The organism is Streptomyces sp. NPDC056738, assembly GCF_042790435.1.
Lineage (GTDB): Bacteria > Actinomycetota > Actinomycetes > Streptomycetales > Streptomycetaceae > Streptomyces.
Genome location: NZ_JBHTZF010000022.1, coordinates 54550 through 80355 on the forward strand (window position 1 = coordinate 54550; position 25806 = coordinate 80355).

Consider the following 25806-nt stretch of genomic DNA (forward strand, 5'->3'; position numbering starts at 1 on the left):
CGAACGATGACCTCCATCCCGCAGGCCGCCGGACGCTCCCCCGTCCGGCGGCTCGCGGGGACACTGCACCGGCACTCCCGGCTGCGGCTGTCCCTGCTGCTGACCGCACCGCTGCTCTGGCTGACGGTGCTCTATCTCGGCTCCCTGGCCGTGCTGTTCGTCTCGGCCTTCTGGACGACGGACTCCTTCACCTCCGAAGTGGTGAAGGTCTGGTCGACCGACAACTTCCACCAGCTCCTGACCACCCCCGTCTACCGCCAGGTGATCCTGCGCAGCGTCGGGGTCGCCCTCGCCGTCACCGCCCTGTGCGCCGTGATCGCGTTCCCCGTCGCCTTCTACACGGCCCGGATCGCCCGGCCGCAGCGGCGCCCGCTGCTGGTCGTCGCCATCCTCACCCCGCTGTGGGCGAGTTATCTCGTCAAGGTGTACGCCTGGCGGCTGATCCTCTCTCAGGACGGCCTCGCCGACTGGGTGTTGAAGCCCCTGGGACTGAGCGGACCCGGGTACGGACTCACGGCCGCGATCATCGCGCTGACCTACCTCTGGCTTCCGTACATGATCCTGCCGATCCACACCGCGCTGGAGCAGTTGCCCGCCAACCTGCTGGACGCCTCGGCGGACCTGGGGGCCCGCGCGGGCCGCACCTTCCGGTCGGTGGTGCTGCCGATGGTCCTGCCGTCCGTGGCCGCCGGCTCGGTGTTCACCTTCTCGCTCAGCCTCGGCGACTACATCACCGTGCAGATCGTCGGCGGCAAGACCCAGCTCATCGGCAACGTCGTCTACTCCAACATCGAACTGAACCTGCCCATGGCCGCCGCGCTCGGCACGGTCCCCGTCGTGGTCATCGTGGTGTACCTCCTCGCGATGCGCCGCACGGGCGCCCTGAGCAGTCTCTGAGGAGCCCGCTGTGCAACTCTCCCGTCCCGCGCGTATCGCGCTGCGCGTCGCCGCCGGGCTCGGCTTCGCGTTCATCTACGTGCCCCTCGCCCTCGTCCTGGTCAACTCCTTCAACCGGGACCGCAGCGCGAGCTGGCCGCCGTCCGGGCTCACCTTCCACTGGTGGTCGGTCGCCTGGGAGAACGAGGGGGCCCGCGCCGCGCTGTGGGTCTCGGTCAAGGCCGGCCTCGGCGCCACGGCGATCGCGCTGGTGCTGGGCACGCTCGTCGCCTTGGCCGTCGCCCGCCACCGGTTCTTCGGCCGGGACACCGTCTCCTTCGTGGTCGTCCTGCCGATCGCGCTGCCCGGCATCGTCACGGGCATCGCGCTCAACTCGGCGTTCAGCACGGTGCTCGAACCGCTCGGCGTCGGCCTCGGCATGTTCACCGTGATCGTCGGCCACGCCACCTTCTGCATCGTCGTCGTCTTCAACAACGTGGTCGCGCGACTGCGCCGTACGTCGGGAACGTACGAGGAGGCGGCGATGGACCTGGGCGCGGACACCTTCCGGGCCTTCGTCGACGTCACCTTCCCGCTGGTGCGCTCGGCGCTCCTGGCCGGCGCGCTGCTCGCCTTCGCGCTGTCCTTCGACGAGATCGTCGTGACGACGTTCACCGCCGGGCCCGGCATCGAGACCCTGCCGATCTGGATCTTCGACAACATGACCCGGCCCCGCCAGGCGCCGGTCGTGAACGTCGTGGCCGCCGTGCTCGTCCTGCTCTCGGTGATCCCGATCTACGTGGCCCAGCGCCTGTCCGCGGACACGGCCACGGAAAGCCGGATCTGACGGGCGCCGCGCGAACCGCCTTTCACGCGAACCCCGCTCCGCGCGATCCGCCCTTCCCGCGAACCGCCCGGCACGGGATCTGCCGCGCATCTGAAGTATGTGACATAGTACTGATGTGAGTAGGCCTGTCACCTGCGATGTCGTGATCGTCGGAGCCGGAATGGTCGGCGCCGCCTGTGCCTGGTACGCGGCTCGTGAGGGCCTCGACGTCGCCGTGGTGGACCGCGGCTCCGTGGCCGGCGGGACGACCGGCGCCGGAGAGGGCAATCTGCTCGTCTCCGACAAGGAGCCCGGACCCGAACTCGACCTCGCCCTGCTCTCCGGACGCCTGTGGGCCGACCTCGCCGAGGAGCACGGGAAGGCGATCGAGTACGAGGCCAAGGGCGGCGTCGTCGTGGCGTCCACCCCCGAGGGCCTGGCCGCGCTGGAGACGTTCGCGGCGGGCCAGCGGACCGCCGGTGTGCTGGCCGAACAGGTCGACGCCGACCAACTGCACGATCTGGAGCCGTACTTGGCCCCGGGGCTCGCGGGCGGCGTCCGCTACCCCCAGGACACCCAGGTGATGCCCGCCCTCGCGGCCGCCCGTCTTCTCCGGGCCTCGGGGGCGCGGCTGCTGACCGGGCACACCGTGACCGGGATACTGCGCGCGAGGGACGGCTCGGTCCGCGGAGTGCGCACCGACCGGGGCGACCTGCACGCGCCCGCCGTCGTCAACGCGGCCGGCACCTGGGGCGCCGACGTGGCCTCGCTCGCGGGCGTCAGGCTCCCCGTCCTGCCCCGCCGGGGATTCGTCCTCGTCACCGAGCCCCTGCCGCGCCGGGTCCGCCACAAGGTGTACGCGGCGGACTACGTCGCCGACGTCGCCAGCGACTCGGCCGCCCTCCAGACGTCACCGGTGGTGGAGGGGACCGCGGCCGGTCCGATCCTGATCGGCGCGAGCCGGGAACGGGTCGGCTTCGACCGCTCGTTCTCGCTGCCCGTCGTACGGGAACTGGCCGCGGGCGCCACACGGCTCTTCCCGTTCCTCGCGCAGGTGCGCGCCCTGCGGACGTACCTCGGATTCCGCCCCTACCTGCCCGATCATCTCCCCGCCATCGGCCCCGACCCCCGGGCGCCCGGTCTGCTGCACGCCTGCGGGCACGAGGGAGCCGGCATCGGACTGTCCACCGGCACCGGACAGGTGATCGCGCAGGTCCTCGCCGGCCGGGCACCCGGCCTCGACCTCGCGCCGTTCCGGCCCGACCGCTTCCCCGAGGAGGCCGCGTGAACCCCCTGGACCTCGTACGGGCCGCACCCGGCCCCGCCTTCACCGTCACCCTCGACGGCCGGCCCGTCGAGGTGCTGCCCGGCCGGACCGTGGCCGCCGCGCTGTGGGCCGAGGGCATCACCTCGTGGCGCAGCACCCGTGACGGGGGCCGGCCCCGCGGGGTCTTCTGCGGCATCGGCGTCTGCTTCGACTGCCTCGTCACCGTCAACGACCGCCCCAACCAACGGGCTTGTCTGGTCACGCCGGCACCCGGCGACAGGATCCGCACACAGGAGGGCACCGGCCACGATGACTGACGGACCCCACCGCCTCGCGGTGATCGGCGCCGGCCCGGCCGGTCTCGCCGCCACCCTGGCCGCGGCGGCACGCGGCATCCACGTGACGCTGATCGACTCGGCCGCGGCGGCGGGCGGACAGATCCACCGCCGTCCCGCGAGCGGACTCGGCGCCCGCCGGCCCGGCGCGCTGCACCACGGCCGGCGCACCTGGGAGCGGCTGGAGCGGGGGCTCGCCGGGCACCTGGAGGCGGGCACGGTACGACATTTGACGGATCATCATGTCTGGCTGGCCGAACGGACCGGGGCGACGGGCGCACGGAACGGATTCACCGTCCACGCCCTCCTCGGCCCACTCCAGGAGGAGTCCGTCGCCGTGCGCGCCGACGCCGTGCTCCTCGCCACCGGCGGATACGAGAAGGTGCTGCCCTTCCCCGGCTGGACCCTTCCCGGAGTCGTGACCGCGGGCGGGGCCCAGGCCCTGCTGAAGGGTGGCCTCGTCGTGCCCGGCCGCAGAGCCGTCGTCGCGGGGAGCGGGCCGCTGCTGCTGCCCGTGGCCACCGCGCTGGCCGCCGCCGGGGTCGACGTCGCCGCCCTCGTGGAGTCCCTCGACCCGAGGCGCCTGCCACGCGCCGGCGGGGCGCTGGCGGCCGAACCGGGCAAGATCGCCGAGGGGGCCTCGTACGCGGCCCGGCTCCTGCGCCACCGCGTCCCGTTCGTCCCGCGGCACACCGTCGTGGAAGCCCACGGCGAGGGCCGGGTGGAAGCCGTCACCGTCGCCGCGCTCGGCCCCGACGGGCGGGTCCGGCCCGGGACCGGGCGCCGTATCGCGTGCGACGCGCTCGCCGTCGGGCACGGGATGGTCCCGCACACCGATCTCGCCGAGGCGCTCGGCTGCCACGTCGTCGAGGGGGCGGGGGTCGACGTGGACGACGAGCAGCGCACCGGCGTGCCCGGCGTCTGGGCCGCCGGTGAGGTCACGGGGATCGGTGGCGCAGCGCTCTCCCTGGCCGAAGGGCATCTCGCAGGCCGGTCGGTGGCGGCCCGGCTGCGCGGCACCGAACCCGATCCGCGGTCGGCCGCCCGAGCCGTCAGGGCCCGCGCGCGAGCGCGCGCGTTCGCCTCCGCGCTGGAAGCCGTGTACCGGCCGCCCGCCCACTGGACGGACCAGGTCACCGACGACACCGTCGTGTGCCGCTGCGAGGAGGTCACGGCCGGCCGCGTCCGCGAGGCCGTCACCGACCTCGGCGCGGGCGACGTCAGGACGGTCAAGCTGCTCACGCGCGCCGGAATGGGATGGTGCCAGGGCCGGATCTGCGAACCCGCCGTCGCCGGACTCGCCGGTTGCGAACAGACGGCCGTACGAAGGCTGTTGGCGCGCCCCGTACCGCTCGGCGTCCTCGCCCGCGCCGGTTCGGACGAGGACCGGGCCCCGGGGGCGGACACGACGTCTTGACCGACAGTGCAATGTCACACTCCATGGAGAGGGAGGAACGCCCGATGACCGTCACCCCCGAGAGCCGGCGCCCCTGGCGCGGAGTCCTCGTCGCCACCGCGCTCCCGCTGAACCGCAACCTGTCCGTCGACCACGGCCGGTACGCCGAACACTGCTCCTGGCTCGTCGAGAACGGCTGCGACGGCGTCGTGCCCAACGGCTCGCTCGGCGAGTACCAGGTGCTCACGCCCGAGGAGCGCGCGAAGGTCGTGGAGACCGCCGTCGCCGCGGTCGGCGGGTCCCGCGTGATGCCGGGCGTCGCCGCGTACGGCTCCGCCGAGGCCCGCCGCTGGGCCGAGCAGGCCAAGGACGCGGGCTGCGGCTCCGTGATGCTGCTCCCGCCCAACGCCTATCGCGCGGACGAGCGTTCGGTCCTCGCCCACTACGAGGAGGTCTCCAGGGCAGGAGTCCCGGTCGTCGCGTACAACAACCCGATCGACACCAAGGTCGACCTGGTGCCCGAACTCCTGGCGAAGCTGCACGCCGCCGGTCTCGTCCAGGCGGTCAAGGAGTTCTCCGGTGATGTGCGCCGCGCCTACCGCATCGCCGAACTCGCCCCGGAGCTCGACCTGCTGATCGGCGCCGACGACGTCCTCCTCGAACTCGCCGTGGCCGGTGCCAAGGGCTGGGTCGCCGGATACCCGAACGCGCTGCCCCGGGCGGGCGTCGAGCTCTACCGCGCGGCCGTCGCCGGCGACCTCGACACGGCGGGCAAGCTCTACCGGCTGCTGCACCCGCTGCTGCGCTGGGACTCCCAGGTCGAGTTCGTCCAGGCCATCAAGCTGTCCATGGACATCGTCGGCCGCCACGGCGGTCCGGTCCGCCCGCCGCGCGTCCCGCTGCTGCCCGGACAGGAGGCGGCCGTGCGCCTGGCCACGGAACGGGCCGTGGCCGCCGGCCTCGCCTGAGCCCCGACGGCCCCCGCCGTCCGCCGACACCACCGAGGAGTCCCATGCGCAGCAAACTCGTCCTGCACGCCGTCGACTCGCACACGGAGGGCATGCCGACCCGGGTGATCACCGGCGGGATCGGCACCGTCCCGGGCGCGACCATGAACGAGCGGCGGCTCCACTTCCGCGAGCACCGCGACGACATCAAGCAGCTCCTGATGAACGAGCCGCGCGGACACGCGGCGATGAGCGGGGCCGTCCTCCAGCCGCCCACCCGCCCCGACTGCGACTACGGCGTGATCTACATCGAGGTGTCCGGCTATCTGCCGATGTGCGGACACGGCACGATCGGGGTCGCGACCGTGCTGGTGGAGACCGGCATGGTCGAGGTCGTCGAGCCGGTCACGACGATCCGGCTCGACACCCCCGCGGGTCTCGTCGTCGCCGAGGTCGCCGTGCGGGACGGCGCGGCCGAGGAGGTCACGCTCAGGAACGTGCCGTCGTTCGCCGTCGGCCTCGACCGCAAGGCCACGCTCGCCGACGGGCGCACGGTGACGTACGACCTGGCCTACGGCGGCAACTTCTACGCGATCCTGCCGCTGGAGCAGTTCGGCCTGCCCTTCGACCGCTCCCGCAAGGACGACATCCTCGCGGCGGGACTCGCGCTCATGGACGCGATCGACGCCGAGGGCGAGCCCGTGCACCCCGAGGACCCCTCGATCCGCGGCTGCCACCACGTCCACCTGTACGCGCCCGGGTCGAGCGCCCGTTCCTCGCGGCACGCGATGGTGATCCACCCCGGCTGGTTCGACCGTTCGCCCTGCGGTACGGGCACCAGCGCGCGCATGGCCCAGCTCCACGCCCGGGGTGAACTCCCGCTGGACACCGAGTTCGTGAACGAGTCCTTCATCGGGACGCGGTTCACCGGACGGCTGCTCGGCACGACCGAGGTCGCCGGGATGCCCGCCGTGCTGCCCAGCTTCACGGGCCGCGCCTGGATCACCGGGACCGCCCAGTACCTGCTCGACCCCTCGGACCCGTTCCCGGCCGGGTTCGTCCTGTGAGCGGCTCCGCGCAGGGGCGTGGATACTGGTGGGCCAGTACGACGTGACATGGCACAGGGCCGTACCGCGCGACGACGCGCACCGGCCCGTACGAGGAGACCTTGATGGCCGCCCGGCGCAGCAGCGAACCCCCAGCAGCTCCCGACCTGCCCACGCTGGGCGGCAGGCGGAGCAGCTACCGCGAGCGCGTGGCCGACGCGCTGCGCGCCGCGCTGATCGCGGGCGAGCTGCGGCCCGGCGAGGTCTACTCGGCGCCGACGCTGGCGGCCCGTTTCGGCGTCTCGGCGACGCCGGTCCGTGAGGCCATGCTCGACCTGGCCAAGGAGGGTCTGGTCGACACGGTCCCCAACAAGGGATTCCGGGTCACGGAGGTCTCCGAGAAGCAGCTCGACGAGTACACCCACATCCGCTCGCTCATCGAGATCCCCACCGTCGTACGGCTGGCCACCACGGCCGATCCCGTCTCGCTGGAGGCGCTGCGTCCGGCCGCCCGGGAGATCGTGACGGCGGCGGCCGCCGGCGACCTCATCGCGTACGTGGAGGCGGACATCCGCTTCCACCTCGGCCTGCTGGCCCTGGCCGGCAACTCCCATCTGGTCGAGGTCGTCGGCGACCTGCGCAAGCGGTCACGGCTGTACGGGCTCGACGCCCTGGTCCGGGCCGGCCGGCTGGAGGCCTCGGCCCGGGAGCACCTGGAACTCCTGGATGCCCTCCTGGACCGCGACGAGCGCGCCGTGCACGCGGTGATGACGCGCCACCTGGGCCATGTCCGCGGTCTGTGGGCGGCGCCCTGAGGGTCCGCCGGTACGGGCGGGGGACCGCCGGGCCACAGGACCCGGAACCGCCGGGCCCACAGGACCCGGAACCGCCGGTTCGCTCGACCTGAAACCGCCGGTCCGCCGGACCCGGAAGCGCCGGTCCGCCGGACCTGGGACCGCCGTCCACCGGGCCTGGGACCGTCGGTCCACCGCCCCCCGGACCCCGGCCGAGCGGTCAGGAACCGGCCGAAGTTCTACGCAAGCGATTTACATTTCTTGCGCTATTCTTGCGCTCATGACGCGACGACTTGCTCAGGTGGCGAAGAAGGTCGGGGTCAGCGAGGCCACGGTCAGCCGGGTGCTCAACGGCAAGCCGGGTGTCTCCGACTCCACTCGGCAGGCGGTCCTGTCCGCCCTGGACGTCCTCGGCTACGAACGGCCGACCCAGCTCCGCGGTGAACGCGCCCGGCTCGTCGGTCTCGTGCTGCCCGAGCTGCAGAACCCGATCTTCCCGGCGTTCGCGGAGGTGATCGGCGGAGCGCTCGCCCAGCTCGGGCTCACCCCGGTGCTGTGCACCCAGACCAAGGGCGGCGTCTCCGAGGCCGACTACGTGGAGCTCCTGCTCCAGCAGCAGGTCTCCGGGGTGGTGTTCGCCGGCGGTCTGTACGCGCAGGCGGACGCGCCCCACGACCACTACCGCGAACTCGCCGACCGCAACATCCCGGTGGTGCTGGTCAACGCGGCCATCGAGCACCTCGGCTTCCCCTGCGTCTCCTGCGACGACGCCGTCGCGGTCGAGCAGGCGTGGCGCCATCTCGACTCGCTCGGCCACGAGCGGATCGGACTCGTCCTCGGCCCCGGCGACCACATGCCCTCCGGGCGCAAGCTCGCGGCCGCGCGCGCCCTGGCCCCGGACCTGCCGGACGCGCACGTGGCACGGGCGATGTTCTCGCTGGAGGGCGGGCAGGCCGCGGCCACCAGGCTGCTCGACCAGGGGGTCACCGGCATCATCTGCGCCAGCGACCCGCTCGCGCTCGGCGCCGTACGGGCCGCCCGCCGCAAGGGGCTCAGCGTCCCCGGCGAGATCTCCGTCGTCGGCTACGACGACTCGGCGTTCATGAACTGCACCGAACCCCCGCTGACGACGGTCCGCCAGCCCATCGAGGCCATGGGGCGCGCCGCCGTGGAACTGCTCAACGCGCAGATCGGCGGCAGCAGCGTGACCCCCGAGGAGCTGCTGTTCGAACCGGAGCTGGTGGTGCGCGGGTCGACCGCGCAGGCGCCCCGCGGCTGACCTGCGGGGCGGGGCCCGGCCGGTGCCGGTGACCGGCCGTCGAGGCGCGCGGTGACCCGGACGCCGTGGCGGGCTCCGGCCGCGTCGCCGTAGCGGGGTCGATGACTCCGGTACGCAACCACCTGCCACGTGGACCCCCAACCTCTGTCAAATAATTACAGATTCTGCGCGACATCTTGCGGACGGATGTCGTCGGTGCTTGAGTGTGCGGCGCCAGAACACGGCGGCACGCCCGCCGTGGGCCTTCCTCGCTCCAGCCCGAAGGGGTCCACCAATGAGAAGTACCGGGTTCCGCCGTAGTCTCGTCATGCTCATGGCGTCCTCCGTCGCGCTCACCGCCGCCGCGTGCGGCTCGAGCGGCGACGACGATGCGGCCAACGGAAAGACCCGCATCACCGTCAACTGCGAGCCGCCGAAGAGCGCCAAGGTCGACCGCTCGTTCTTCGACGCCGACACCAAGGCGTTCGAGAAGGCCAACCCGGGCATCGACGTCGTCATGCACGACGCGTTCCCGTGTCAGGACCCCAAGACCTTCGACGCCAAGCTGGCCGGCGGCCAGATGGAGGACGTGTTCTACACGTACTTCACCGACGCCAAGCACGTCGTCGACGTCAACCAGGCCGCCGACATCACGGACTACGTCAAGGACCTCAAGAGCTACAGCACCATCCAGCAGCAACTGCGCGACATCTACACCGTCGACGGCAAGATCTACGGCATCCCGCGCACCGGCTACTCGATGGGCCTCATCTACAACAAGGCCCTCTTCAAGAAGGCCGGTCTCGACCCCGACAAGCCCCCGGCCACCTGGGAGGAGCTGCGCGCGGACGCCAAGAAGATCGCCGCGCTCGGCAACGGCACGGTCGGCTACGCCGACTACAGCGCCCAGAACCAGGGCGGCTGGCACTTCACCGCCGAGCTCTACTCGCAGGGCGGGAACGTCGTCTCCGAGGACGGCAAGCAGGCGACCGTCGACACAGCCGAGGGCAAGGCGGTCCTGCAGAACCTGAAGGACATGCGCTGGAGCGACAACTCCATGGGCAGCAAGCAGCTCCTCGTCATCAACGACGTGCAGCAGATGATGGGCTCCGGCAAGCTCGGCATGTACCTCTCCGCGCCCGACAACATCCCGATCCTCGTCAAGGAGAAGGGCGGCAACTACAACGACCTCGGTCTGGCGCCCATGCCCGGCGGCAAGGGAACGCTCATCGGCGGCGACGGCTACATGTTCAACAAGAAGGACACCCCGGCCCAGATCAAGGCCGGCCTCAAGTGGCTCGACTCCATGTTCCTGACGCCCGGCGACGGCTTCCTCGGTGACTACGCCCGCGCCAAGCAGAACAACGCGCCCGTCGGCCTGCCCGAGCCGCGCCTGTTCACCGGTGCCGCCGACGACAAGGACCAGCAGGTCAAGAAGGCCAACGCCAACGTGCCCGTGGAGAACTACCAGGCCTTCCTCGACGGCAACCAGAGCCTGCAGATGAAGATCGAGCCCCCGCAGGCCCAGCAGATCTACTCCGTCCTCGACGCCGCCGTGTCCGCGGTCCTCACCAAGAAGGACGCCGACATCGACCAGCTCCTCAAGGACGCCTCCGGCAAGATCGACTCCATCCTGGCCCGAGGCTGACACCGTTCATGAAGACCGCATCGAAGCCCCCCGCAGTGCTCCCTCCGGCCGCCGTCGGCGCGCCGGAGGCGCCGCGGTCGGCCGGGCGCCGGACCGGGGAACCCTGGCGCCGGCGCCTGGTCGACCAGCTCCGCGCCTACGCCTTCCTGGCGGGCGGCCTGCTCTGCTTCGCCCTGTTCTCCTGGTACCCGGCGATCCGCGCCGTCGTGATCGCCTTCCAGAAGTACACACCGGGCAGCGGCGGCGAGTGGGTCGGCACCGCCAACTTCACCCGGGTCTTCCACGACCCGGAGTTCACGGCCGCCTGGCGCAACACGCTCACCTTCACCCTTCTCGCCCTGCTCATCGGCTTCGCCGTCCCCTTCGTGATGGCGCTCGTCCTCAATGAACTGCGGCACGCGAAGGCGTTCTTCCGGGTCGTGGTCTACCTGCCGGTGATGATCCCGCCGGTGGTCAGCGCCCTGCTGTGGAAGTGGTTCTACGATCCCGGAGCCGGCCTCGCCAACGAGACGCTGCGCGTGCTGCACCTGCCGACCTCGAACTGGTCCAACGGCGCCGACACCGCGCTCGTCTCCCTGGTCATCGTCGCCACCTGGGCCAACCTCGGCGGCACCGTCCTCATCTACCTCGCCGCCCTGCAGAGCATCCCCGGCGAGCTGTACGAGGCGGCCGAGCTGGACGGCGCGAGTCTGCTCCAGCGCATCCGCCACGTGACGATCCCTCAGACACGCTTCATCATCCTGATGCTGATGCTGCTTCAGATCATCGCCACCATGCAGGTGTTCACCGAACCCTTCGTGATCACCGGCGGCGGCCCCGAGGACAAGACCGTCACGGTGCTCTACCTGATCTACAAGTACGCCTTCCTCTACAACGACTTCGGCGGAGCCTGCGCCCTGAGCGTCATGCTGCTCGTCCTGCTCGGCGCCTTCTCCGCCCTCTATCTGCGGCTGACCCGCTCCGAAGGGGAGGACGCGTGAGCACCCGCACCCTCGTCTCTCCGCTCGCCCTGGCCCGCCCCCGCGGCAGAGCCGTCTACTGGACCGTGTTCGGCGGGGTCGTCCTGCTCTTCGCGCTGGCCTTCCTCTTCCCCGTCTACTGGATGGTGACCGGCGCGATGAAGTCGCCGGACGAGGTCACGCGCACGCCGCCCACCCTGCTGCCGGAACACTGGCACGTGAGCGGCTACACCGACGCGTGGGACCTGATGGACCTGCCCACCCATCTGTGGAACACCGTCGTCCAGGCCGCGGGCGCCTGGCTGCTCCAGCTCGTCTTCTGCACGGCCGCCGCCTACGCCCTGTCCAAACTGAAGCCGGCCTTCGGCAAGGTGATCCTCGGCGGCATCCTCGCCACCCTCATGGTCCCCGTGCAGGCCCTGGTGGTCCCCAAGTACCTGACGGTCGCCGACCTGCCCGTCCTGCACACCAGCCTGCTCAACTCTCCGCTCGGCATCTGGCTGCCCGCCGTCGCCAACGCCTTCAACCTCTATCTCCTCAAGCGCTTCTTCGACCAGATACCGCGCGACGTCCTGGAGGCCGCCGAGATCGACGGCGCCGGGAAGCTGCGCACGCTGTGGTCGATCGTGCTGCCGATGTCCCGGCCCGTCCTCGGAGTCGTGTCGATCTTCGCCCTGGTCGCCGTCTGGCAGGACTTCCTCTGGCCGCTGATGGTCTTCTCGGACACCGACAAGCAGCCGATCAGCGTGGCGCTCGTGCAGCTCTCGCAGAACATCCAGCTCACCGTGCTCATCGCCGCGATGGTGATCGCCAGCATCCCCATGGTCGTGATGTTCCTGGTGTTCCAGCGCCACATCATCGCCGGGATCAGCGCGGGCAGCACCAAGGGCTGACGCCCGCACCCGACCCCCTCGAACGAAAGGCAACGCACCGTGGGACAGCCCCGCCCTGCCCGAAATCAGTCCGCGTGGTGGCGTTCCGCCGTCATCTACCAGGTGTACGTCCGCAGCTTCGCGGACGGCGACGGCGACGGCACCGGCGACCTCGCGGGCGTCCGCGCCAGACTCCCGTACCTCGCCGAACTCGGCGTGGACGCCCTGTGGTTCAACCCCTGGTACTTGTCACCGCTGGCCGACGGCGGCTACGACGTCGCCGACTACCGCACCATCGACCCCGCCTTCGGCACACTCGCCGAAGCCGAGAAACTCATCGCCGAGGCCCGCGAACTGGGCATCCGCACCCTGGTCGACATCGTGCCCAACCACGTCTCCGACCAGCACCCCTGGTTCCGCGCGGCGCTGGCCGGCGGCCCGGAGCGCGAGCTCTTCCACTTCCGCCCCGGACGCGGCGAACACGGCGAACTCCCGCCCAACGACTGGCCCTCCCAGTTCGCGGGCTCCACCGAACCGGTGTGGACGCGGCTGCCCGACGGCGATTGGTACCTCCACCTCTTCACCCCCCAGCAGCCCGACCTCAACTGGGCGCACCCGGCCGTCCGCCGGGAGCACGAGGAGATCCTGCGCTTCTGGTTCGAGCGCGGGGTCGCGGGCGTCCGCATCGACTCGGCCGCGCTGCTGGCCAAGGACCCGGAACTGCCCGACTACGTCGAGGGCCGCGACCCGAACCCGTACGTCGACCGCGACGAGCTCCATGACATCTACCGCTCCTGGCGGACCGTCGCCGACGCCTACGACGGCATCTTCGTCGGCGAGGTGTGGCTCCCCGACTCCGAGCGCTTCGCCCGCTATCTGCGCCCCGACGAACTGCACACCGCCTTCAACTTCTCCTTCCTGTCCTGCCCCTGGGACGCCGGACGGCTGCGGACCTCCATCGACGAGACCCTCGCCGAACACGCCCCCGTCGGCGCGCCCGCCACCTGGGTGCTGTGCAACCACGACGTGACCCGCACGGTCACCCGCTACGGCCGCGCCGAGACCGGCTTCGACTTCGCGGCCAAGGCCTTCGGCACTCCCACCGACCTGGCGCTCGGCACCCGCCGGGCCCGGGCGGCGGCCCTGCTCTCGCTCGCCCTGCCCGGCTCCGTCTACCTCTACCAGGGAGAGGAACTCGCCCTGCCCGAGGTGGAGTTGCCGCTCGACAGCATCCAGGACCCGATGCACTCGCGCTCCGGCGGCACGGACCCGGGCCGCGACGGCTGCCGGGTCCCGCTGCCCTGGACCGCCGAGGAGCCGTACGCGGGATTCGGCGGCGAACCCTGGCTCCCGCAGCCCGAGGGATGGCCCGCGTACGCCGCCGACCGCCAGGCGGACGATCCCGCGTCCATGCTGAGCCTCTACCGTGCGGCGCTGCGCGTCCGCCGCACCGAACCCGGCTTCGGGGACGGCGCGTTCACGTGGCTGCCCGCACCGGAGGGTGTCCTCGCCTTCACCCGCACGGACGGACTGCTCTGCGTGGTCAACCTGGCCGACGGCCCGGTCGAACTCCCGGAGCACTCCCGGCTCCTCCTCCACAGCGGCCCGCTGGACGCCGACGGGTTCCTCCCGCCGGACACGGCCGCCTGGCTGCGCGCCTGACCGGGCCCGCACCGCACGGCACCGCTCCCGCGGGTTCTCACCGATCGGACGGAGGCGCGTCCTCGACGACCGGCTCCCCGCGTTTCGCCGCCTGGATCTGCTCGTACACATGGGTCCGCAGCTCGGCGAACCGCGGGGCGACCCGGGTGCGCAACTGGTCCCGCTCCTCCGGGAGATCGACCTTCAGTTGCTCCTGCACGACGGTGGAAGAGGCCGAGAGGACCAGAACCCGCTCACCGAGATAGACGGCCTCGTCGATGTCATGGGTCACGAACAGGATGGTGATGCCGCGCTGCCGCCACAGCCGGCGCACCAGATCCTCCAGATCGGCGCGGGTCTGCGCGTCGACCGCCGCGAACGGCTCGTCCATGAGCAGCACTTCGGGCTCGTACGCCAGCGCCCGCGCGATGGCGACCCGCTGCTGCATGCCGCCCGAGAGCTGCCACGGATAGGCTCGCGCGGCGTCTGCCAGGCCCACGGACTCCAGCGCGTCGTCGACCAGGGCCCGGCGCTGCCACTTGCTCAGACTCTTCTGCCGCAAGGGGAGTTCGACGTTCTCGCCGACCCTCATCCAGGGGAACAGGCTGCGCCCGTACTCCTGGAACACGAACGCCATGCCCGGTGGCGGGCCCGTCACCCGCCGGCCCCCGAGCAGGACCGTGCCGGACGTCGGCGCCAGCAGACCGCCGACGCACTTCAGCAGGGTGGTCTTGCCGCAGCCCGACGGGCCGACCAGACAGACGAGTTCACCCGCGTCGACCGTGAAGGTGAGATCGCGGACCGCCTCCACCCGGCGCCCCGACCCCTCGTAGACCTTCCGCAGGCCGGATACGACCAAAGACGCGTGCATGGACCGCCCTTTCGGATGCGCCGTCACGGGGACCGCCTGGAGGAGTCGCGCAGACCGTGGTACCAGCCGAGGACCCGGCGCTCGACCACCTGGAAGACGACCGAGAGGAGGAAGCCGAGCAGACCGAGGACGAGGATCCCGGTCCACATGTCGGGGATCGCGAAGCCGCGCTGGAACTGCACGATGGTGAAGCCGAGTCCGTTGCTCGCCGCGAACATCTCGCTGATGACCATCAGGATGATGCCGATGGACAGCGCCTGGCGCAGGCCCGCGAAGATCCGCGGGCTCGCGGACGGCAGGACGACGGACCGGATCCGCGCGGGGCCCGTGATGCCGTACGAGCGGGCCGTCTCGGACATCACGGGATCCACGGCGCGCACGCCCTCGATCGTGTTGAGCAGGATCGGCCACACACAGCCGCTCGCGATCACGACGATCTTCATCGTGTCCCCGATGCCGGCGAACAGCATGATGACCGGGACGAGGACGGGCGGCGGCACCGCCCGCAGGAACTCCAGCACCGGTTCGCACACGGCCCGCACCGCGCGGTACGAGCCGATGAGCGCCCCGAGGCCGATGCCCACGACGGCGGCCGAGGCGTAGCCCGCGAGCAGCCGCAGCAGGCTGGGCACCAGATCGGCGCGGAGCCGCGCGCGGGTCCAGACGTCGGGGAAGGTCCTGAGGATCGTGCGCAGCGGGGGCCAGTAGACGTCGGTGCTGCCGTCCGAGGCGAGCCACCAGAGACCCACCAGGAGTGCCGGGAGCGCGACGACGAACAGCGCCCGCAGCAGGAGCCCGCCCCACGGGCCCGGCCTGATCGGTCCGGGCCGGACGCCGGTCATACCGCCACCTCCCCGCGCACCGACTGGTGCCAGGCCAGCGCGTACCGCTCCACCGACCGGGCCCCCACGTTGATCAGCAGCCCGAGCAGACCGGTGACCACGATCAGCGCGTACATCTCGGGCACCGCCTGCGAGGTCTGGGCGACCGCGATGCGGGCGCCCAGCCCCGGGGCGCCGATGACGAGTTCGGCGGTCACCGTGAGGATGAGCGCGACGGCGGCGGCGAGCCGGACCCCGGTCATGACGTACGGGAGCGCGGTCGGCCACAGGACGTGACGGACCCGGGCCCAGGTGCCGAGCCCGTACGAGCGCGCCGTCTCCTCCGCCACCGGGTCCACGTCCCGTACGCCGTACATGACCTGGACCAGGACCTGCCAGAAGGAGGCGTACACGACCAGCAGGAGCACCGACCGCAGTTCGGTGCCGTAGAGGAGGACGGCGAGCGGGATCAGGGCCACGGAGGGGATGGGGCGCAGGAACTCGATCGTCGAGGCGGTCGCCTCGCGCAGATACGGCACGACCGAGACGACGACCCCGACCAGGATGCCCGCGCCGACCGCGATCGCCAGCCCCAGCGACCAGCCCGTGAGCGTGTCGCCGAGGTCCCGCCAGAAGCCGGCGTCGTCGATCTCGTCACCGAGCGCCCCCATGATCCGGCTGGTCGGCGGGAAGTACCGCTCCTTGACGATGCCGAGCCGCGGCACCGCCTCGCCGAGGGCGAGGAAGGCCGCGAGTCCGGCGGCGCCCAGCCCGGCGTTCGCGAACCGTCCGGTGGTGCCGTCGCCACGCGCTCGCGTCCGTGTCACGGCAGCAGCTTGTCCAGATCGGGTGCCGTCTTGAACAGCCCGTCCCGCTCGCCCAGCTTCTCCAGTGCCTCGATCGAGGCCCGGTTCTTCTCGGCCGGCCACTTGGGCAGGGTCACCTTGGCCAGTACGTCCGCCGGGATCTTCGTGTACGTCGTGACGATCTGCCGGACCTCGTCCGGGTGCGCGTCGGCGTAGGCCAGGGACTCCGCGGTGGCCTCCTGGAAGTCCTTGACCACGTCGGGGTGTTGCTGCGCGTACTGGTTCGAGGTGAAGTACATGGCGACGGTGAGGTCCTTCGCCACGTCGACCAGGGAGGAGGCGATCTCGGTCGCGCCCTGGTTCTTGACGGTGGCGAGCGCGGGCTCGACCACCATCGCGGCGTCGATCTGACCGCTGTCGAGGGCCGCGGGCATCTGGTCGAAGGCGAGCTCGACGAACTTCACCTTGGAGGGATCGCCGCCGGCCTTGCGCACCGACTCGCGTACGGCCGTCTCGTTGATGTTCTTCAGCGTGTTGACGGCGACCTTCTTGCCCTCCAGGTCCTTCGCCGACGCGATGGAGCTGCCCTTCTTGACCGTGATGGCGCCGAAGTCCGCGCCCGCGACGCCGGTCGAGGCGACGCCGTTCGCGATGGCCTTCACAGGAACGTTGTTGGACTGCGCGATCATCAGCGAGGTCATGTTGGAGAACCCGAACTGGAACTGGCCCGACACGACACCCGGGACGATCGCCGCGCCGCCCTGCGCGGTCGTCATCGACAGGGTCAGGCCGTGCTTCTTGTAGAAGCCCTTCTTCTGGCCCAGATAGACCGGGGCGACATCGACGATGGGGATGACCCCCAGCTTGACCGTGGTGGTGCCGCCGGACGAAGCGTTCTTGTCCGAGGCGCCACCGCCGTCGGACGAGCCGCAGGCCGACGCGGCGGCCAGCAGGGTTGCGGCCGCGATCCCGGCGAGCAGACGACGCATGGCTCCTCCTGTGCAGACGAGAGTGTTCCGACAGGGCGTGCGCACACCGCACAATGGTGCTCAGCGCGAAGGTAGAACCCCGTCCGTGCCGGGTCAATGGCCTTGGCTGACAATATTGTTGACAGTTATCGAAGTGTGCTCCCGTCCCGGACGAGAGCACTCCGTGTGTCCCCCTGGAGGCGACGATGCCTGCAGCAGACCGAGCGCCGCATTTCGTCCGGTCCTTCGAACGCGGACTCGCCGTCATCCGCGTCTTCGGCGCCGACCGGCCGGAACTGACACTCAGTGAGGTCGCACGCGGCTGCGACCTGACCCGCGCGGCGGCCCGCCGCTTCCTGCTCACCCTGGTCGACCTCGGATACGTGCACACGGACGGCCGCGTCTTCCGGCTCACCCCGCGTGTGCTCGAACTCGGCTACGCCTATCTCTCCGGCTTCACCCTCCCGGAGATCGCCGAACCCCATCTGAAGCAACTCGCCGAACAGGTCGGGGAGTCGAGCTCGCTCTGCGTCCTCGACGGCGACGACATCGTCTACGTGGCGCGGGTCCCCACCCGGCGCATCATGACCGCGGCGATCACCGTCGGAACCCGCTTCCCGGCCCACGCCACCTCCGTGGGCCGGGTGATCCTCGCTCACCTCACGGACGACGAGATCGGCACCCGGCTGGAGCGGGCCGATCTGCGCCCCCTGACCGGGCGGACGATCGTCGCGCCGGACCTGCTGAGGGCGGAACTGGCCCGCGTGCGGCGCCAGGGATACGCCATCGTCGACCAAGAGCTGGAGGAGGGACTGCGCTCGGTCGCCGCCCCGGTGCGCGACCGGGACGGCGCCGTCGTGGCGGCCGCGAACATCCCCGTGCACGCCAGCCGCAACAGCCTCGAATCCGTGCGCCGCGACCTGCTGCCGCCGCTGCTGGAGACGGTCGCGCGGATCGAGCGGGACCTGGCGGTCACAGATCCAGGACGAGCCGTCCCCCCAGGCAGCGGGACACGCAGATGAGCATGGTCCCGCCGGCCTCCCGCTCCTCGTCCGTGAGCACCGAGTCCCGGTGGTCCGGGGTTCCTTCGAGCACCTCCGTCTCGCACGTCCCGCACGTGCCCTCGGCGCAGGAGTAGAGGACCTCGACACCGGCGGCGCGCACGGTGTCGAGGACGGAGACATCAGGGGCGACGGTGACCGTTCGCCCCGACCGCTCCAGGACGACCTCGAACTCCGCACCTCCACCGGGCTGCTGGTCCTTCGGCCGGAACCGTTCGACGCGCAGGGAGGCCTCCGGGCAGCGCTCCTCCATCGCGTCGAGCAGCGGTCCGGGGCCGCAGCAGTAGACGAGGGTGTCCGCGCGGAGCCCGGCGAGCGCGGAGGGCAGGTCGAGCATGCCGGTCTCGTCCTGGGGAGCGAGGGTGACCCGGTCCCCGTACCGCCGCAACTCCCCGGTGAACGCCATCGAGCCGCGGGTCCGTCCGCCGTACAGCAGGGTCCACTCGGCGCCCGCCGCCTCGGCCGCGGCGAGCATCGGCAGGATCGGGGTGATGCCGACGCCGCCCGCGACGAAGCGGTAGCGCGGGGCGGGCACGAGCGGGAAGTGATTGCGCGGGCCCCGGACCCGGACCGTGTCGCCCTCGCCCAGCCGTTCGTGCACGTGGGCCGATCCGCCGCGCCCGTCCGGCTCGCGCAGCACCGCGATCCGCCAGGTCCCGCGGTCCGCCGGATCACCGCACAGCGAGTACTGCCGCTCGAGTCCCGGCCCGAGCAGGACGTCGATGTGGGCGCCCGGTTCCCAGGGCGGGAGGTCGGCACCGAGCGGATGCCGCAGGCTCAGGGCGACCACGCCGTCGGCGGCGAACTCCCTTCGCCCGACGATCAGTTCGGCCTCGTACGTCTCCTCGCCGGCCGAGCCGGTCACCGCACCCTCTCCACCGGCTTGTCGCCCTCCTCGACCATCCGGGCCAGGATGCGCCGGGCCGCGAGGCCTCCGGCGTCGATGCCGATGCTCAGCTCCTGGTAGCCGGCGGGCTCGGCGGCGAGGGTCCGCTGGAGGATGCCGAGCGCGTCGACGTCCTGCATGACGACGGTGTGGTTCAGGTCCCGCATGAAGGCGCTGACGTCGTCGTCCGAGCGGGCGAAGTCGCGCGAGACGGCCCAGAAGTCGTACACCCGGCCGGCGCGGGAGGGGGTGATGGCGTACGTGATCTCGGTGTGGAAGGCGTCCGGGTCGCTGCCGTCCGCCTCGGGCAGGACACCGACCGGGGCGATCCTGCTGTGCAGCAGATAGAGGCACGGCGCGTGGTACTCGATGTCCTGCCAGCGGGTGATGCGGCCCTCGACGCCGGTCGAGCGCGCGTAGAAGGGCGGACACGCGGCGTCGTCCATGCGCCGGGAGACGCGCACGATCCCGGCGTCCTCGTCCACCTCGGTGACGATCGGCGTCTCGGCCACCTCGGGCGTGCCGATGTACCCGCCGTGCAGATAGGTCTCGTGCGAGAGGTCGAGGAGGTTGTCGACGAGGAGCCCGTAGTCCGCGTCGACGGGTTCCATGCCGCTGACCGTCGTCCAGCGGGGCGAGTCCATGTGCGGGGCGCGCGGGACGGAGTCCGGGTCGGCGAGCGCGGGGTCGCCGATCCAGACCCAGACGAACAGGTCCTGCTCGACGACCGGGTAGGAGGCGACGCGGGCGGTGCGCGGTATCCGCTTCTGCCCCGGCACGTACACGCACGCGCCGGTCGGGTCGTAGGTGAACCCGTGGTAGCCGCAGACGACTCGGTCGCCGTCGAGGCGGCTCTCCGAGAGCGGGAAACGCCGGTGCACGCACCGGTCGGACAACGCGACGGCCCTCCCGCCCCCCTCGGTCCGGTAGAGCACGAGCGGCTCACCGAGGACGGTCCGCCCGACGAGCTCACGCCCGATCTCGTAGGTGAAGGCGACGACGTACCACTGATTCCTGGCGAAGGCGGTGATGTGCGGCATGGCGTTCCCGTCCCTGAGAGCGGGGCACCGTCGCCCCGCGTGCCGTGGTGGGACCCAGCGTCGTGAGGTCCGCGGCGGGCGGGCAAGGCGGCTTCCGCCTGGCGGAAGCCGCGCCGGGACGTGTTCGCCGCCGGGGGCCTGAGCGGCACGGGCCGAGCGGGTCCGCTCGGCTGTCCGGACCGGCCGGCTCTCCGGATCGGCCGTCCCGATCGGTCCGTTGGCCGGATCGGTTCGTTTGGCGTACCGCCGAGCTTCACACAGGGGACAGAGGGCCCTTTCCTGACGTTCGGTGCGCTTGGAAAACTCCTTTCGCGCACGTTCCATCAACCTCCGGCCAACGGGCCCGTCAGGACAAGAGGTCACCCAGTCATGCCTCAAGTGAATCGGCGCCGTTTCTTCCAGATCGCGGGCGGGACGGCGGCGTTGACCGCGCTGGCCGGCAGCGTCCAGCGTGCCGCGGCCGTGCCGGCGCATCGCCGGTCGGGCTCGATCCAGGATGTGGAGCACATCGTCGTCCTGATGCAGGAAAACCGTTCGTTCGACCACTACTTCGGCTCGATGCGAGGCGTCCGCGGCTTCGGCGACCCCCGTCCGGCGTCGCCCGCCGGCACCAAGCCGGTCTGGTACCAGTCGGACGGCACCAAGGACGTGCTCCCCTTCCGTCCGGAGATGGACGACCTCGGGCTCGCGTTCATCAAGGACCTCCCGCACGGCTGGAGCGACGGGCACGCCGCGTTCAACAAGGGCAGGTACGACAAGTGGGTTCCCGCCAAGTCGGCGACGACGATGGCGTATCTGACGCGGGACGACATCCCGTTCCACTACGCGCTGGCCGACGCCTTCACCGTCTGCGACGCCTACCACTGCTCGTTCATCGGCTCGACGGACCCCAACCGCTACTACATGTGGACGGGTTACACCGGCAACGACGGCAAGGGCGGCGGCCCGGTCCTCGGCAACGACGAGGCCGGGTACGGCTGGACGACGTACCCGGAGCGGCTGGAGGCGGCCGGGATCTCCTGGAAGGTGTACCAGGACGTCGGCGACGGACTGGACGCGAACGGCTCCTGGGGCTGGATAGCCGACGCCTACCGGGGCAACTACGGCGACAACTCGCTGCTGTACTTCAACCAGTACCGCAACGCCCAGCCGGGCGACCCGCTGTACGAGAAGGCCCGTACCGGCACGGACGCCCGCAAGGGCGAGGGCTTCTTCGACCGGCTCCGGGCCGACGTGCAGGGCGGCACGCTGCCGCAGGTCTCCTGGATCGCGGCCCCCGAGGCGTTCACCGAACACCCCAACTGGCCCGCGAACTACGGCGCCTGGTACATCTCCCAGGTGCTGGACGCGCTCACCTCCGACCCCGAGGTGTGGAGCAGGACGGCGCTGTTCGTCACGTACGACGAGAACGACGGCTTCTTCGACCACCTGGTACCGCCCTTCCCGCCGCAGTCCGCGGCCCAGGGCAAGTCCACGGTCGACGTCGGCCCGGACCTGTACGCGGGCGACGTGAGCCACGCGGCCGGACCCTACGGACTGGGCCAGCGGGTGCCGATGCTGGTCGTCTCGCCCTGGAGCAAGGGCGGCTACGTCTGCTCCGAGACGCTCGACCACACCTCGATCATCCGGTTCATGGAAGCCCGGTTCGGGGTGCGCGAGCCCAACATCTCGCCGTGGCGGCGCGCGGTCTGCGGTGACCTGACGGCCGCCTTCGACTTCACCCACGAGGACACCGCCCCGGTCACCCTGCCCTCCACCGACGGCTACCGGCCGCCGGACGGCGACCGCCACCCCGACTACGTGCCGACCCCGCCCGCGAACCCCGCGCTGCCCCGGCAGGAGCGCGGCTCACGCCCGACCCGGCCGCTCAAGTACGCGCTGCTCGTGGACGGTTCGGCCGACACCGCGGCCGGAAAGTTCACGCTGACCTTCGGGGCCGGCGCCAAGGCCGGCGCGGCCTTCCTCGTCACCTCCGGCAACCGCACGGACGGCCCCTGGACCTACACCGCCGCCGCGGGCAAGACCGTCTCGGACACCTGGAACTCGGCCTACTCGGGCGGCTCGTACGACCTCACCGTGCACGGTCCGAACGGATTCCTGCGCACCTTCAAGGGGGCCAACAGGACCGCGGGGCCCGAGATCACGGCCCGGCACACGGGCTGCGACGTGGAGCTCACCTTCGTCAACAAGGGCTCCGCCACGGCGACGCTCAGGCTCACGAACGGCTACGGCGGAGCGGCGCGGGTCTTCCGGGTCGGGGCGGGCGCGACCGTCAAGCACACGGTGGATCTGGCAGCGAGCAAGTGCTGGTACGACCTCAGCGTCGTCGTCGACGGGCAGACGGGCTTCCTGAGGCGATTCGCCGGACATGTCGAGAATGGCCGTCCCGGCGTGAGCGACCCCGCTCTCATCACGGTCTGATGGGTCCACAACCGACCGTTGTCTTCCGGCCATGTCACGGTAGGGTGCCCCGGTGACGACGCATTCGAACACTCCTGCAGGCTGGTACCCGGACCCGAACGGGAAGCCCCAGACACAGCGTTACTGGGACGGCTCGCAGTGGACCGACCAGGAGGCCCCGGCCGGAACGCAGGTGCCGCACCAGGGCACCCCGCCCCAGCAGGCCTTCCCCCAGCAGGCCACCTCCGCCGATCCGCGGGTCCAGCGCCAGGTGCAGCAGCAGGCCGGCGTGGCCCCGAGCGGTGTCGGCGGCGGCACGCTGTTCACCGAGCCGGTCCTGGTGGTGAACCAGAAGGCCAAGCTGATCGAGCTGACCAACGAGTACAAGGTCATGGACCAGCAGGGCAACGCCCTCGGTTCGGTCACCGAGGTCGGCCAGGGCATCTTCCGGAAGATCCTGCGGTTCGTCTCCAGCCTCGACCAGTTCCTCACCCACCGGCTGGAGATCCGCGACGCCCACGGTCAGCCGCAGTTGCTGCTGACCCGCCCGGCGAAGATATTCAAGTCCCGCGTGATCGTGACCCGTCCGGACGGCTCGGCCGTGGGCGAGATCGTCCAGAAGAACATGATCGGCAAGATCAACTTCGCGATGAACGTGGACGGCCGGCAGGTCGGCGCGATCAAGGCGGAGAACTGGCGCGCCTGGAACTTCTCGATCGTCGACGAGTCGGAGAACGAGGTGGCCCGGATCACGAAGACCTGGGAAGGCCTCGCCAAGACGATGTTCACGACCGCGGACAACTACGTCCTGCAGATCCACTTCCAGCTCCCGGAGCCGCTGCTGAGCCTCGTCGTCGCGACGGCGCTGACCGTCGACACGGCGCTCAAGCAGGACTCCCGCGGACTGGGCTGACGGGCACGGAACGACGGAAGGGCGGCCGCGGATCTCTCCGCGGCCGCCCTTCCGGCATGTGCCGTCCGTCTCCTACAGGGACGTGAGATGACCCCGACCGGTCTGCCGGGGCATCAACGAGGGTTCGTACGCCGCCCCGTTCGGCCCCAGCGCCAGCACCGCGGCGACCGGGTGCTCGTCGTCCGCCATGCCCTCCAGGTGGGTGGGCGCCGCCGGTGCCGCCGCGGGCTCGGGCGTCGAACGGGACAGTGTCACCACGCCCCACGCGGCGACCGACGCTCCCACGAGCGCGAGCAACAGGCCCGCCGCGCCGCCCTGGAGGCGTTCGCCGAGCAGGGACAGTCCGATCGCCGCCGCGGCCAGCGGGTTGGCGAGCGTCACGACGGCCAGCGGCGCGCCGAGCCCGCCCTGATAGGCGGTCTGCGACAACAGCAGCCCGCCCGCCGCGAAGGCCGCCACGAGCAGGGCCACCACGACGACCTGCGCGCTGAACGGCGAGTCCGAACGGTCCGTCGCGGCGACCGTCACGGTCTGGGTGAGGGCCGAGGCCACGCCCGAGGCGAATCCGGAGGCCGTCGCGTGCCGCAGTCCCGGCCGGGCACCGCGCGCCAGGACGCCGATCACCGCGGCGGTCGTGCCCGCGACGGCGAGCGCCTGCGGCAGGCTCAGCACCTCGTCCGGGGCGGTCCCGGACGCCGTGACGAGCAGCGCGGCCAGTCCGGTCAGCGTGAGCGCCGTACCGCGCCACTCGACCGCGCTCACCCGCCGCCCGGCGAGCCGTGCCCCCAGCGGCACGGCGGCCACGAGGGTGAGCGCCCCGAGCGGCTGGACCAGGGTGAGGGTGCCGTACTTGAGGGCGGCCACGTGCAGCAGGGCGGCCGAGGCGTTCAGTGTCACCGACCACCACCAGGCACCCTGGGCCAGCAGGCGCAGCGTGCCCGTGTCCGAGCCGGCCGACCGGGCGGCGAGCCGCTCCTGGGCGACGGCCGCGGAGGCGTAGGCGACGGAGGAGAACAGGGAAAGGACCACCGCGGCGAGCGTCGGGTTCATCGCCCCGCTCCCACGAGTTCGGGCAGATCGCGTACGGGCGTCCCGGCGGCCCCGTCGACCGCGTGCCGCCCCGCGGTCGTCGTCGTCCGGCGCGGCGGGGGGACCACGGCGAGGGCGACGCAGACCAGGGCGGTCGCGACGATCGCGTCCAGCCAGTAGTGGTTGGCGGTGCCGACGATCACCAGCAGGGTGAGCAGGGGGTGCAGCAGCCACAGCCCGCGCAGCCGCGACCGGGTCGCGGTGATCAGGCCGATCGCGACCATCAGCGCCCAGCCGAAGTGCAGCGACGGCATCGCGGCGAACTGGTTCGCCAGGGCGTCGGCGGCCGGGTGGGCGCCGTACACGGTGGGCCCGTACACCTGGCCGGTGTCGACGAGGCCGGTCCCGGCGAGCAGGCGCGGCGGTGCGAGCGGGAACACCAGGTGCCCGACCAGGGCGGCGGCGGTGACCAGGGCGAGGATCCTGCGGGCCCACACGTAGTGCGCGGGGCGCCGCAGGTACATCCAGACCAGGAAGGCGACCGTGGCCGGAAAGTGGACGGTGGCGTAGTAGGTGTTCGCGAGGTGCACGAGCGAGTCGCTGTGCAGCAGGGCGCCCTGCACGGCGCCCTCGCCCGGCAGGTGCAGGGTCCGCTCCCAGCCCCAGACGCGGTGCGCGTCGGCGAAGGCCTCGTCCGTGCGTCCGGTGGCCAGCAGGCGGCCGGCCTTGTAGACGACGAAGAGCCCGACGACGAGCAGCAGTTCCCGCAGCAGCGGCGGGCGCGCCGCGGTGTCGTCCGGGCGTACGGCGGTGGCGTCCGGGCGCGCGGCGTCGGCGCGCGTGGCCGAGTGCGGGCGCGGACGCGCGGAGGCGGCCGCGTCGTGCGACGCGGCCGCGGGCGGTGCCGCGTCGGGCGGCTCCGTTCGTGAAGCGGATCCGGATGCCGGATCCGCAGGCTCGGTTCGGGAAAACATCCCCCGGCCCCCTTGCTGACGGTCTGAAGTCGTGCGTGCGCGGTGAGCCCAGGACAGGATCCACTCGGGCTTCCCGGTGGGGGAGAGGAGTGGATCCTGTCCGAGGCTCATCGATACGGCAGTGTACCGATACGACACGGTACCGATACGCGAGTGTACCGATACGGATGCG

The 25806-nt window shown here is 71.5% G+C and carries 24 protein-coding genes; 16 read left to right on the top strand and 8 right to left on the bottom strand.

Annotated elements, in window-relative coordinates:
* Positions 1-6 precede the first annotated feature (6 nt).
* The 13 genes from ACFRIC_RS38015 (at position 7) to ACFRIC_RS38075 (ending at position 13886) form a co-directional block, all read left to right on the top strand.
* Positions 7-897 (top strand): ABC transporter permease, encoded by an 891-nt coding sequence (locus ACFRIC_RS38015; RefSeq protein ID WP_382796097.1) that lies wholly within the window; start codon positions 7-9, stop codon positions 895-897.
* Positions 898-907: 10 nt separating this feature from the next.
* Positions 908-1723 (top strand): ABC transporter permease, encoded by an 816-nt coding sequence (locus ACFRIC_RS38020; RefSeq protein ID WP_382796099.1) that lies wholly within the window; start codon positions 908-910, stop codon positions 1721-1723.
* Between the two features lie 115 nt (positions 1724-1838).
* Entirely contained in the window at positions 1839-2990 is a 1152-nt protein-coding gene (locus ACFRIC_RS38025; protein ID WP_382796101.1) for an NAD(P)/FAD-dependent oxidoreductase, read from the top strand.
* Positions 2987-3286 (top strand): (2Fe-2S)-binding protein, encoded by a 300-nt coding sequence (locus tag ACFRIC_RS38030; protein ID WP_382796103.1) that lies wholly within the window; start codon positions 2987-2989, stop codon positions 3284-3286. The genes ACFRIC_RS38025 and ACFRIC_RS38030 overlap by 4 nt, the downstream gene beginning before the upstream one ends.
* On the top strand, positions 3279-4721 hold the full coding sequence (locus tag ACFRIC_RS38035; RefSeq protein WP_382796105.1) for an FAD-dependent oxidoreductase: 1443 nt from the start codon (positions 3279-3281) through the stop codon (positions 4719-4721). Before ACFRIC_RS38030 ends, ACFRIC_RS38035 begins: the two co-directional genes overlap by 8 nt.
* Before the next feature lie 44 nt (positions 4722-4765).
* Positions 4766-5668 carry a dihydrodipicolinate synthase family protein gene (locus ACFRIC_RS38040; protein WP_382796106.1) on the top strand — a complete coding sequence of 301 codons (903 nt, stop codon included), beginning with the start codon at positions 4766-4768 and terminating at the stop codon, positions 5666-5668.
* Between the two features lie 44 nt (positions 5669-5712).
* Positions 5713-6714 (top strand): proline racemase family protein, encoded by a 1002-nt coding sequence (locus tag ACFRIC_RS38045; RefSeq protein WP_382796108.1) that lies wholly within the window; start codon positions 5713-5715, stop codon positions 6712-6714.
* Positions 6715-6818: 104 nt separating this feature from the next.
* Positions 6819-7508 carry a GntR family transcriptional regulator gene (locus ACFRIC_RS38050; RefSeq protein ID WP_382796110.1) on the top strand — a complete coding sequence of 230 codons (690 nt, stop codon included), beginning with the start codon at positions 6819-6821 and terminating at the stop codon, positions 7506-7508.
* Positions 7509-7767: 259 nt separating this feature from the next.
* Positions 7768-8766 carry a LacI family DNA-binding transcriptional regulator gene (locus tag ACFRIC_RS38055; RefSeq protein ID WP_382796111.1) on the top strand — a complete coding sequence of 333 codons (999 nt, stop codon included), beginning with the start codon at positions 7768-7770 and terminating at the stop codon, positions 8764-8766.
* A 274-nt stretch (positions 8767-9040) separates the two neighbouring features.
* On the top strand, positions 9041-10393 hold the full coding sequence (locus ACFRIC_RS38060; protein WP_382796113.1) for an ABC transporter substrate-binding protein: 1353 nt from the start codon (positions 9041-9043) through the stop codon (positions 10391-10393).
* 8 nt (positions 10394-10401) lie between these two features.
* Positions 10402-11373: a carbohydrate ABC transporter permease gene (locus ACFRIC_RS38065; RefSeq protein WP_382796115.1), complete on the top strand. Its 972-nt coding sequence runs from the start codon at positions 10402-10404 to the stop codon at positions 11371-11373.
* Entirely contained in the window at positions 11370-12245 is an 876-nt protein-coding gene (locus ACFRIC_RS38070) for a carbohydrate ABC transporter permease (protein ID WP_382796116.1), read from the top strand. The genes ACFRIC_RS38065 and ACFRIC_RS38070 overlap by 4 nt, the downstream gene beginning before the upstream one ends.
* Before the next feature lie 39 nt (positions 12246-12284).
* Positions 12285-13886 carry a glycoside hydrolase family 13 protein gene (locus ACFRIC_RS38075; RefSeq protein ID WP_382796117.1) on the top strand — a complete coding sequence of 534 codons (1602 nt, stop codon included), beginning with the start codon at positions 12285-12287 and terminating at the stop codon, positions 13884-13886.
* Between the two features lie 37 nt (positions 13887-13923).
* Here ACFRIC_RS38075 and ACFRIC_RS38080 read toward each other — a convergent pair whose 3' ends face one another.
* Genes ACFRIC_RS38080 through ACFRIC_RS38095 form a run of 4 tightly spaced genes read right to left on the bottom strand, consistent with a single transcriptional unit; the run spans position 13924 to position 17352 of the window.
* The gene (locus ACFRIC_RS38080; protein ID WP_382796119.1) at positions 13924-14736 is read right to left on the bottom strand and encodes an ABC transporter ATP-binding protein; all 813 of its coding nucleotides are present in this window, start codon (positions 14734-14736) and stop codon (positions 13924-13926) included.
* Between the two features lie 23 nt (positions 14737-14759).
* Positions 14760-15578 (bottom strand): ABC transporter permease, encoded by an 819-nt coding sequence (locus ACFRIC_RS38085; RefSeq protein WP_382796120.1) that lies wholly within the window; start codon positions 15576-15578, stop codon positions 14760-14762.
* Complete coding sequence (locus ACFRIC_RS38090) at positions 15575-16384, bottom strand: ABC transporter permease (protein WP_382796122.1); 810 nt, start codon at positions 16382-16384, stop codon at positions 15575-15577. The genes ACFRIC_RS38085 and ACFRIC_RS38090 overlap by 4 nt, the downstream gene beginning before the upstream one ends.
* Entirely contained in the window at positions 16381-17352 is a 972-nt protein-coding gene (locus tag ACFRIC_RS38095) for an ABC transporter substrate-binding protein (RefSeq protein ID WP_382796123.1), read from the bottom strand. Before ACFRIC_RS38095 ends, ACFRIC_RS38090 begins: the two co-directional genes overlap by 4 nt.
* 185 nt (positions 17353-17537) lie before the next feature.
* Between ACFRIC_RS38095 and ACFRIC_RS38100 the strand changes: the two genes are divergently transcribed.
* Complete coding sequence (locus ACFRIC_RS38100; protein WP_382796124.1) at positions 17538-18353, top strand: IclR family transcriptional regulator C-terminal domain-containing protein; 816 nt, start codon at positions 17538-17540, stop codon at positions 18351-18353.
* Here ACFRIC_RS38100 and ACFRIC_RS38105 read toward each other — a convergent pair.
* Positions 18304-19257, bottom strand: coding sequence for a PDR/VanB family oxidoreductase (locus tag ACFRIC_RS38105; protein ID WP_382796126.1), 954 nt, complete (start codon positions 19255-19257; stop codon positions 18304-18306). The genes ACFRIC_RS38100 and ACFRIC_RS38105 overlap by 50 nt on opposite strands.
* A complete protein-coding gene (locus tag ACFRIC_RS38110) occupies positions 19254-20318 on the bottom strand; it encodes a Rieske 2Fe-2S domain-containing protein (RefSeq protein WP_382796127.1) in 1065 nt (354 codons plus the stop codon). The genes ACFRIC_RS38105 and ACFRIC_RS38110 overlap by 4 nt, the downstream gene beginning before the upstream one ends.
* Before the next feature lie 369 nt (positions 20319-20687).
* Here ACFRIC_RS38110 and ACFRIC_RS38115 point away from each other — a divergent pair, with 369 nt between their 5' ends.
* Together ACFRIC_RS38115 and ACFRIC_RS38120 are read left to right on the top strand one after the other, a co-directional pair.
* Positions 20688-22739, top strand: a complete 2052-nt coding sequence (locus ACFRIC_RS38115) for a phosphocholine-specific phospholipase C (protein WP_382796129.1) — start codon at positions 20688-20690, stop codon at positions 22737-22739.
* Between the two features lie 52 nt (positions 22740-22791).
* On the top strand, positions 22792-23631 hold the full coding sequence (locus ACFRIC_RS38120) for a phospholipid scramblase-related protein (RefSeq protein WP_382796131.1): 840 nt from the start codon (positions 22792-22794) through the stop codon (positions 23629-23631).
* Positions 23632-23703: 72 nt separating this feature from the next.
* Here the strand turns inward: ACFRIC_RS38120 and ACFRIC_RS38125 are convergent, their stop codons facing one another.
* Complete coding sequence (locus ACFRIC_RS38125) at positions 23704-24681, bottom strand: DMT family transporter (protein WP_382796133.1); 978 nt, start codon at positions 24679-24681, stop codon at positions 23704-23706.
* Positions 24678-25634 carry a phosphatase PAP2 family protein gene (locus ACFRIC_RS38130; RefSeq protein WP_382796135.1) on the bottom strand — a complete coding sequence of 319 codons (957 nt, stop codon included), beginning with the start codon at positions 25632-25634 and terminating at the stop codon, positions 24678-24680. Before ACFRIC_RS38130 ends, ACFRIC_RS38125 begins: the two co-directional genes overlap by 4 nt.
* Positions 25635-25806 lie beyond the last annotated feature (172 nt).

Excerpts from the sequence above, each read along its gene's own strand:
- ACFRIC_RS38015 (WP_382796097.1), top strand. The coding sequence starts at position 7 with ATGACCTCCATCCCGCAGGCCGCCGGACGCTCCCCCGTCCGGCGGCTC.
- ACFRIC_RS38035 (WP_382796105.1), top strand. The coding sequence starts at position 3,279 with ATGACTGACGGACCCCACCGCCTCGCGGTGATCGGCGCCGGCCCGGCC.
- ACFRIC_RS38040 (WP_382796106.1), top strand. The coding sequence starts at position 4,766 with ATGACCGTCACCCCCGAGAGCCGGCGCCCCTGGCGCGGAGTCCTCGTC.
- ACFRIC_RS38045 (WP_382796108.1), top strand. The coding sequence starts at position 5,713 with ATGCGCAGCAAACTCGTCCTGCACGCCGTCGACTCGCACACGGAGGGC.
- ACFRIC_RS38050 (WP_382796110.1), top strand. The coding sequence starts at position 6,819 with ATGGCCGCCCGGCGCAGCAGCGAACCCCCAGCAGCTCCCGACCTGCCC.
- ACFRIC_RS38055 (WP_382796111.1), top strand. The coding sequence starts at position 7,768 with ATGACGCGACGACTTGCTCAGGTGGCGAAGAAGGTCGGGGTCAGCGAG.
- ACFRIC_RS38060 (WP_382796113.1), top strand. The coding sequence starts at position 9,041 with ATGAGAAGTACCGGGTTCCGCCGTAGTCTCGTCATGCTCATGGCGTCC.
- ACFRIC_RS38065 (WP_382796115.1), top strand. The coding sequence starts at position 10,402 with ATGAAGACCGCATCGAAGCCCCCCGCAGTGCTCCCTCCGGCCGCCGTC.
- ACFRIC_RS38080 (WP_382796119.1), bottom strand. The coding sequence starts at position 14,736 with ATGCACGCGTCTTTGGTCGTATCCGGCCTGCGGAAGGTCTACGAGGGG.
- ACFRIC_RS38085 (WP_382796120.1), bottom strand. The coding sequence starts at position 15,578 with ATGACCGGCGTCCGGCCCGGACCGATCAGGCCGGGCCCGTGGGGCGGG.
- ACFRIC_RS38095 (WP_382796123.1), bottom strand. The coding sequence starts at position 17,352 with ATGCGTCGTCTGCTCGCCGGGATCGCGGCCGCAACCCTGCTGGCCGCC.
- ACFRIC_RS38100 (WP_382796124.1), top strand. The coding sequence starts at position 17,538 with ATGCCTGCAGCAGACCGAGCGCCGCATTTCGTCCGGTCCTTCGAACGC.
- ACFRIC_RS38110 (WP_382796127.1), bottom strand. The coding sequence starts at position 20,318 with ATGCCGCACATCACCGCCTTCGCCAGGAATCAGTGGTACGTCGTCGCC.
- ACFRIC_RS38115 (WP_382796129.1), top strand. The coding sequence starts at position 20,688 with ATGCCTCAAGTGAATCGGCGCCGTTTCTTCCAGATCGCGGGCGGGACG.
- ACFRIC_RS38125 (WP_382796133.1), bottom strand. The coding sequence starts at position 24,681 with ATGAACCCGACGCTCGCCGCGGTGGTCCTTTCCCTGTTCTCCTCCGTC.
- ACFRIC_RS38130 (WP_382796135.1), bottom strand. The coding sequence starts at position 25,634 with ATGTTTTCCCGAACCGAGCCTGCGGATCCGGCATCCGGATCCGCTTCA.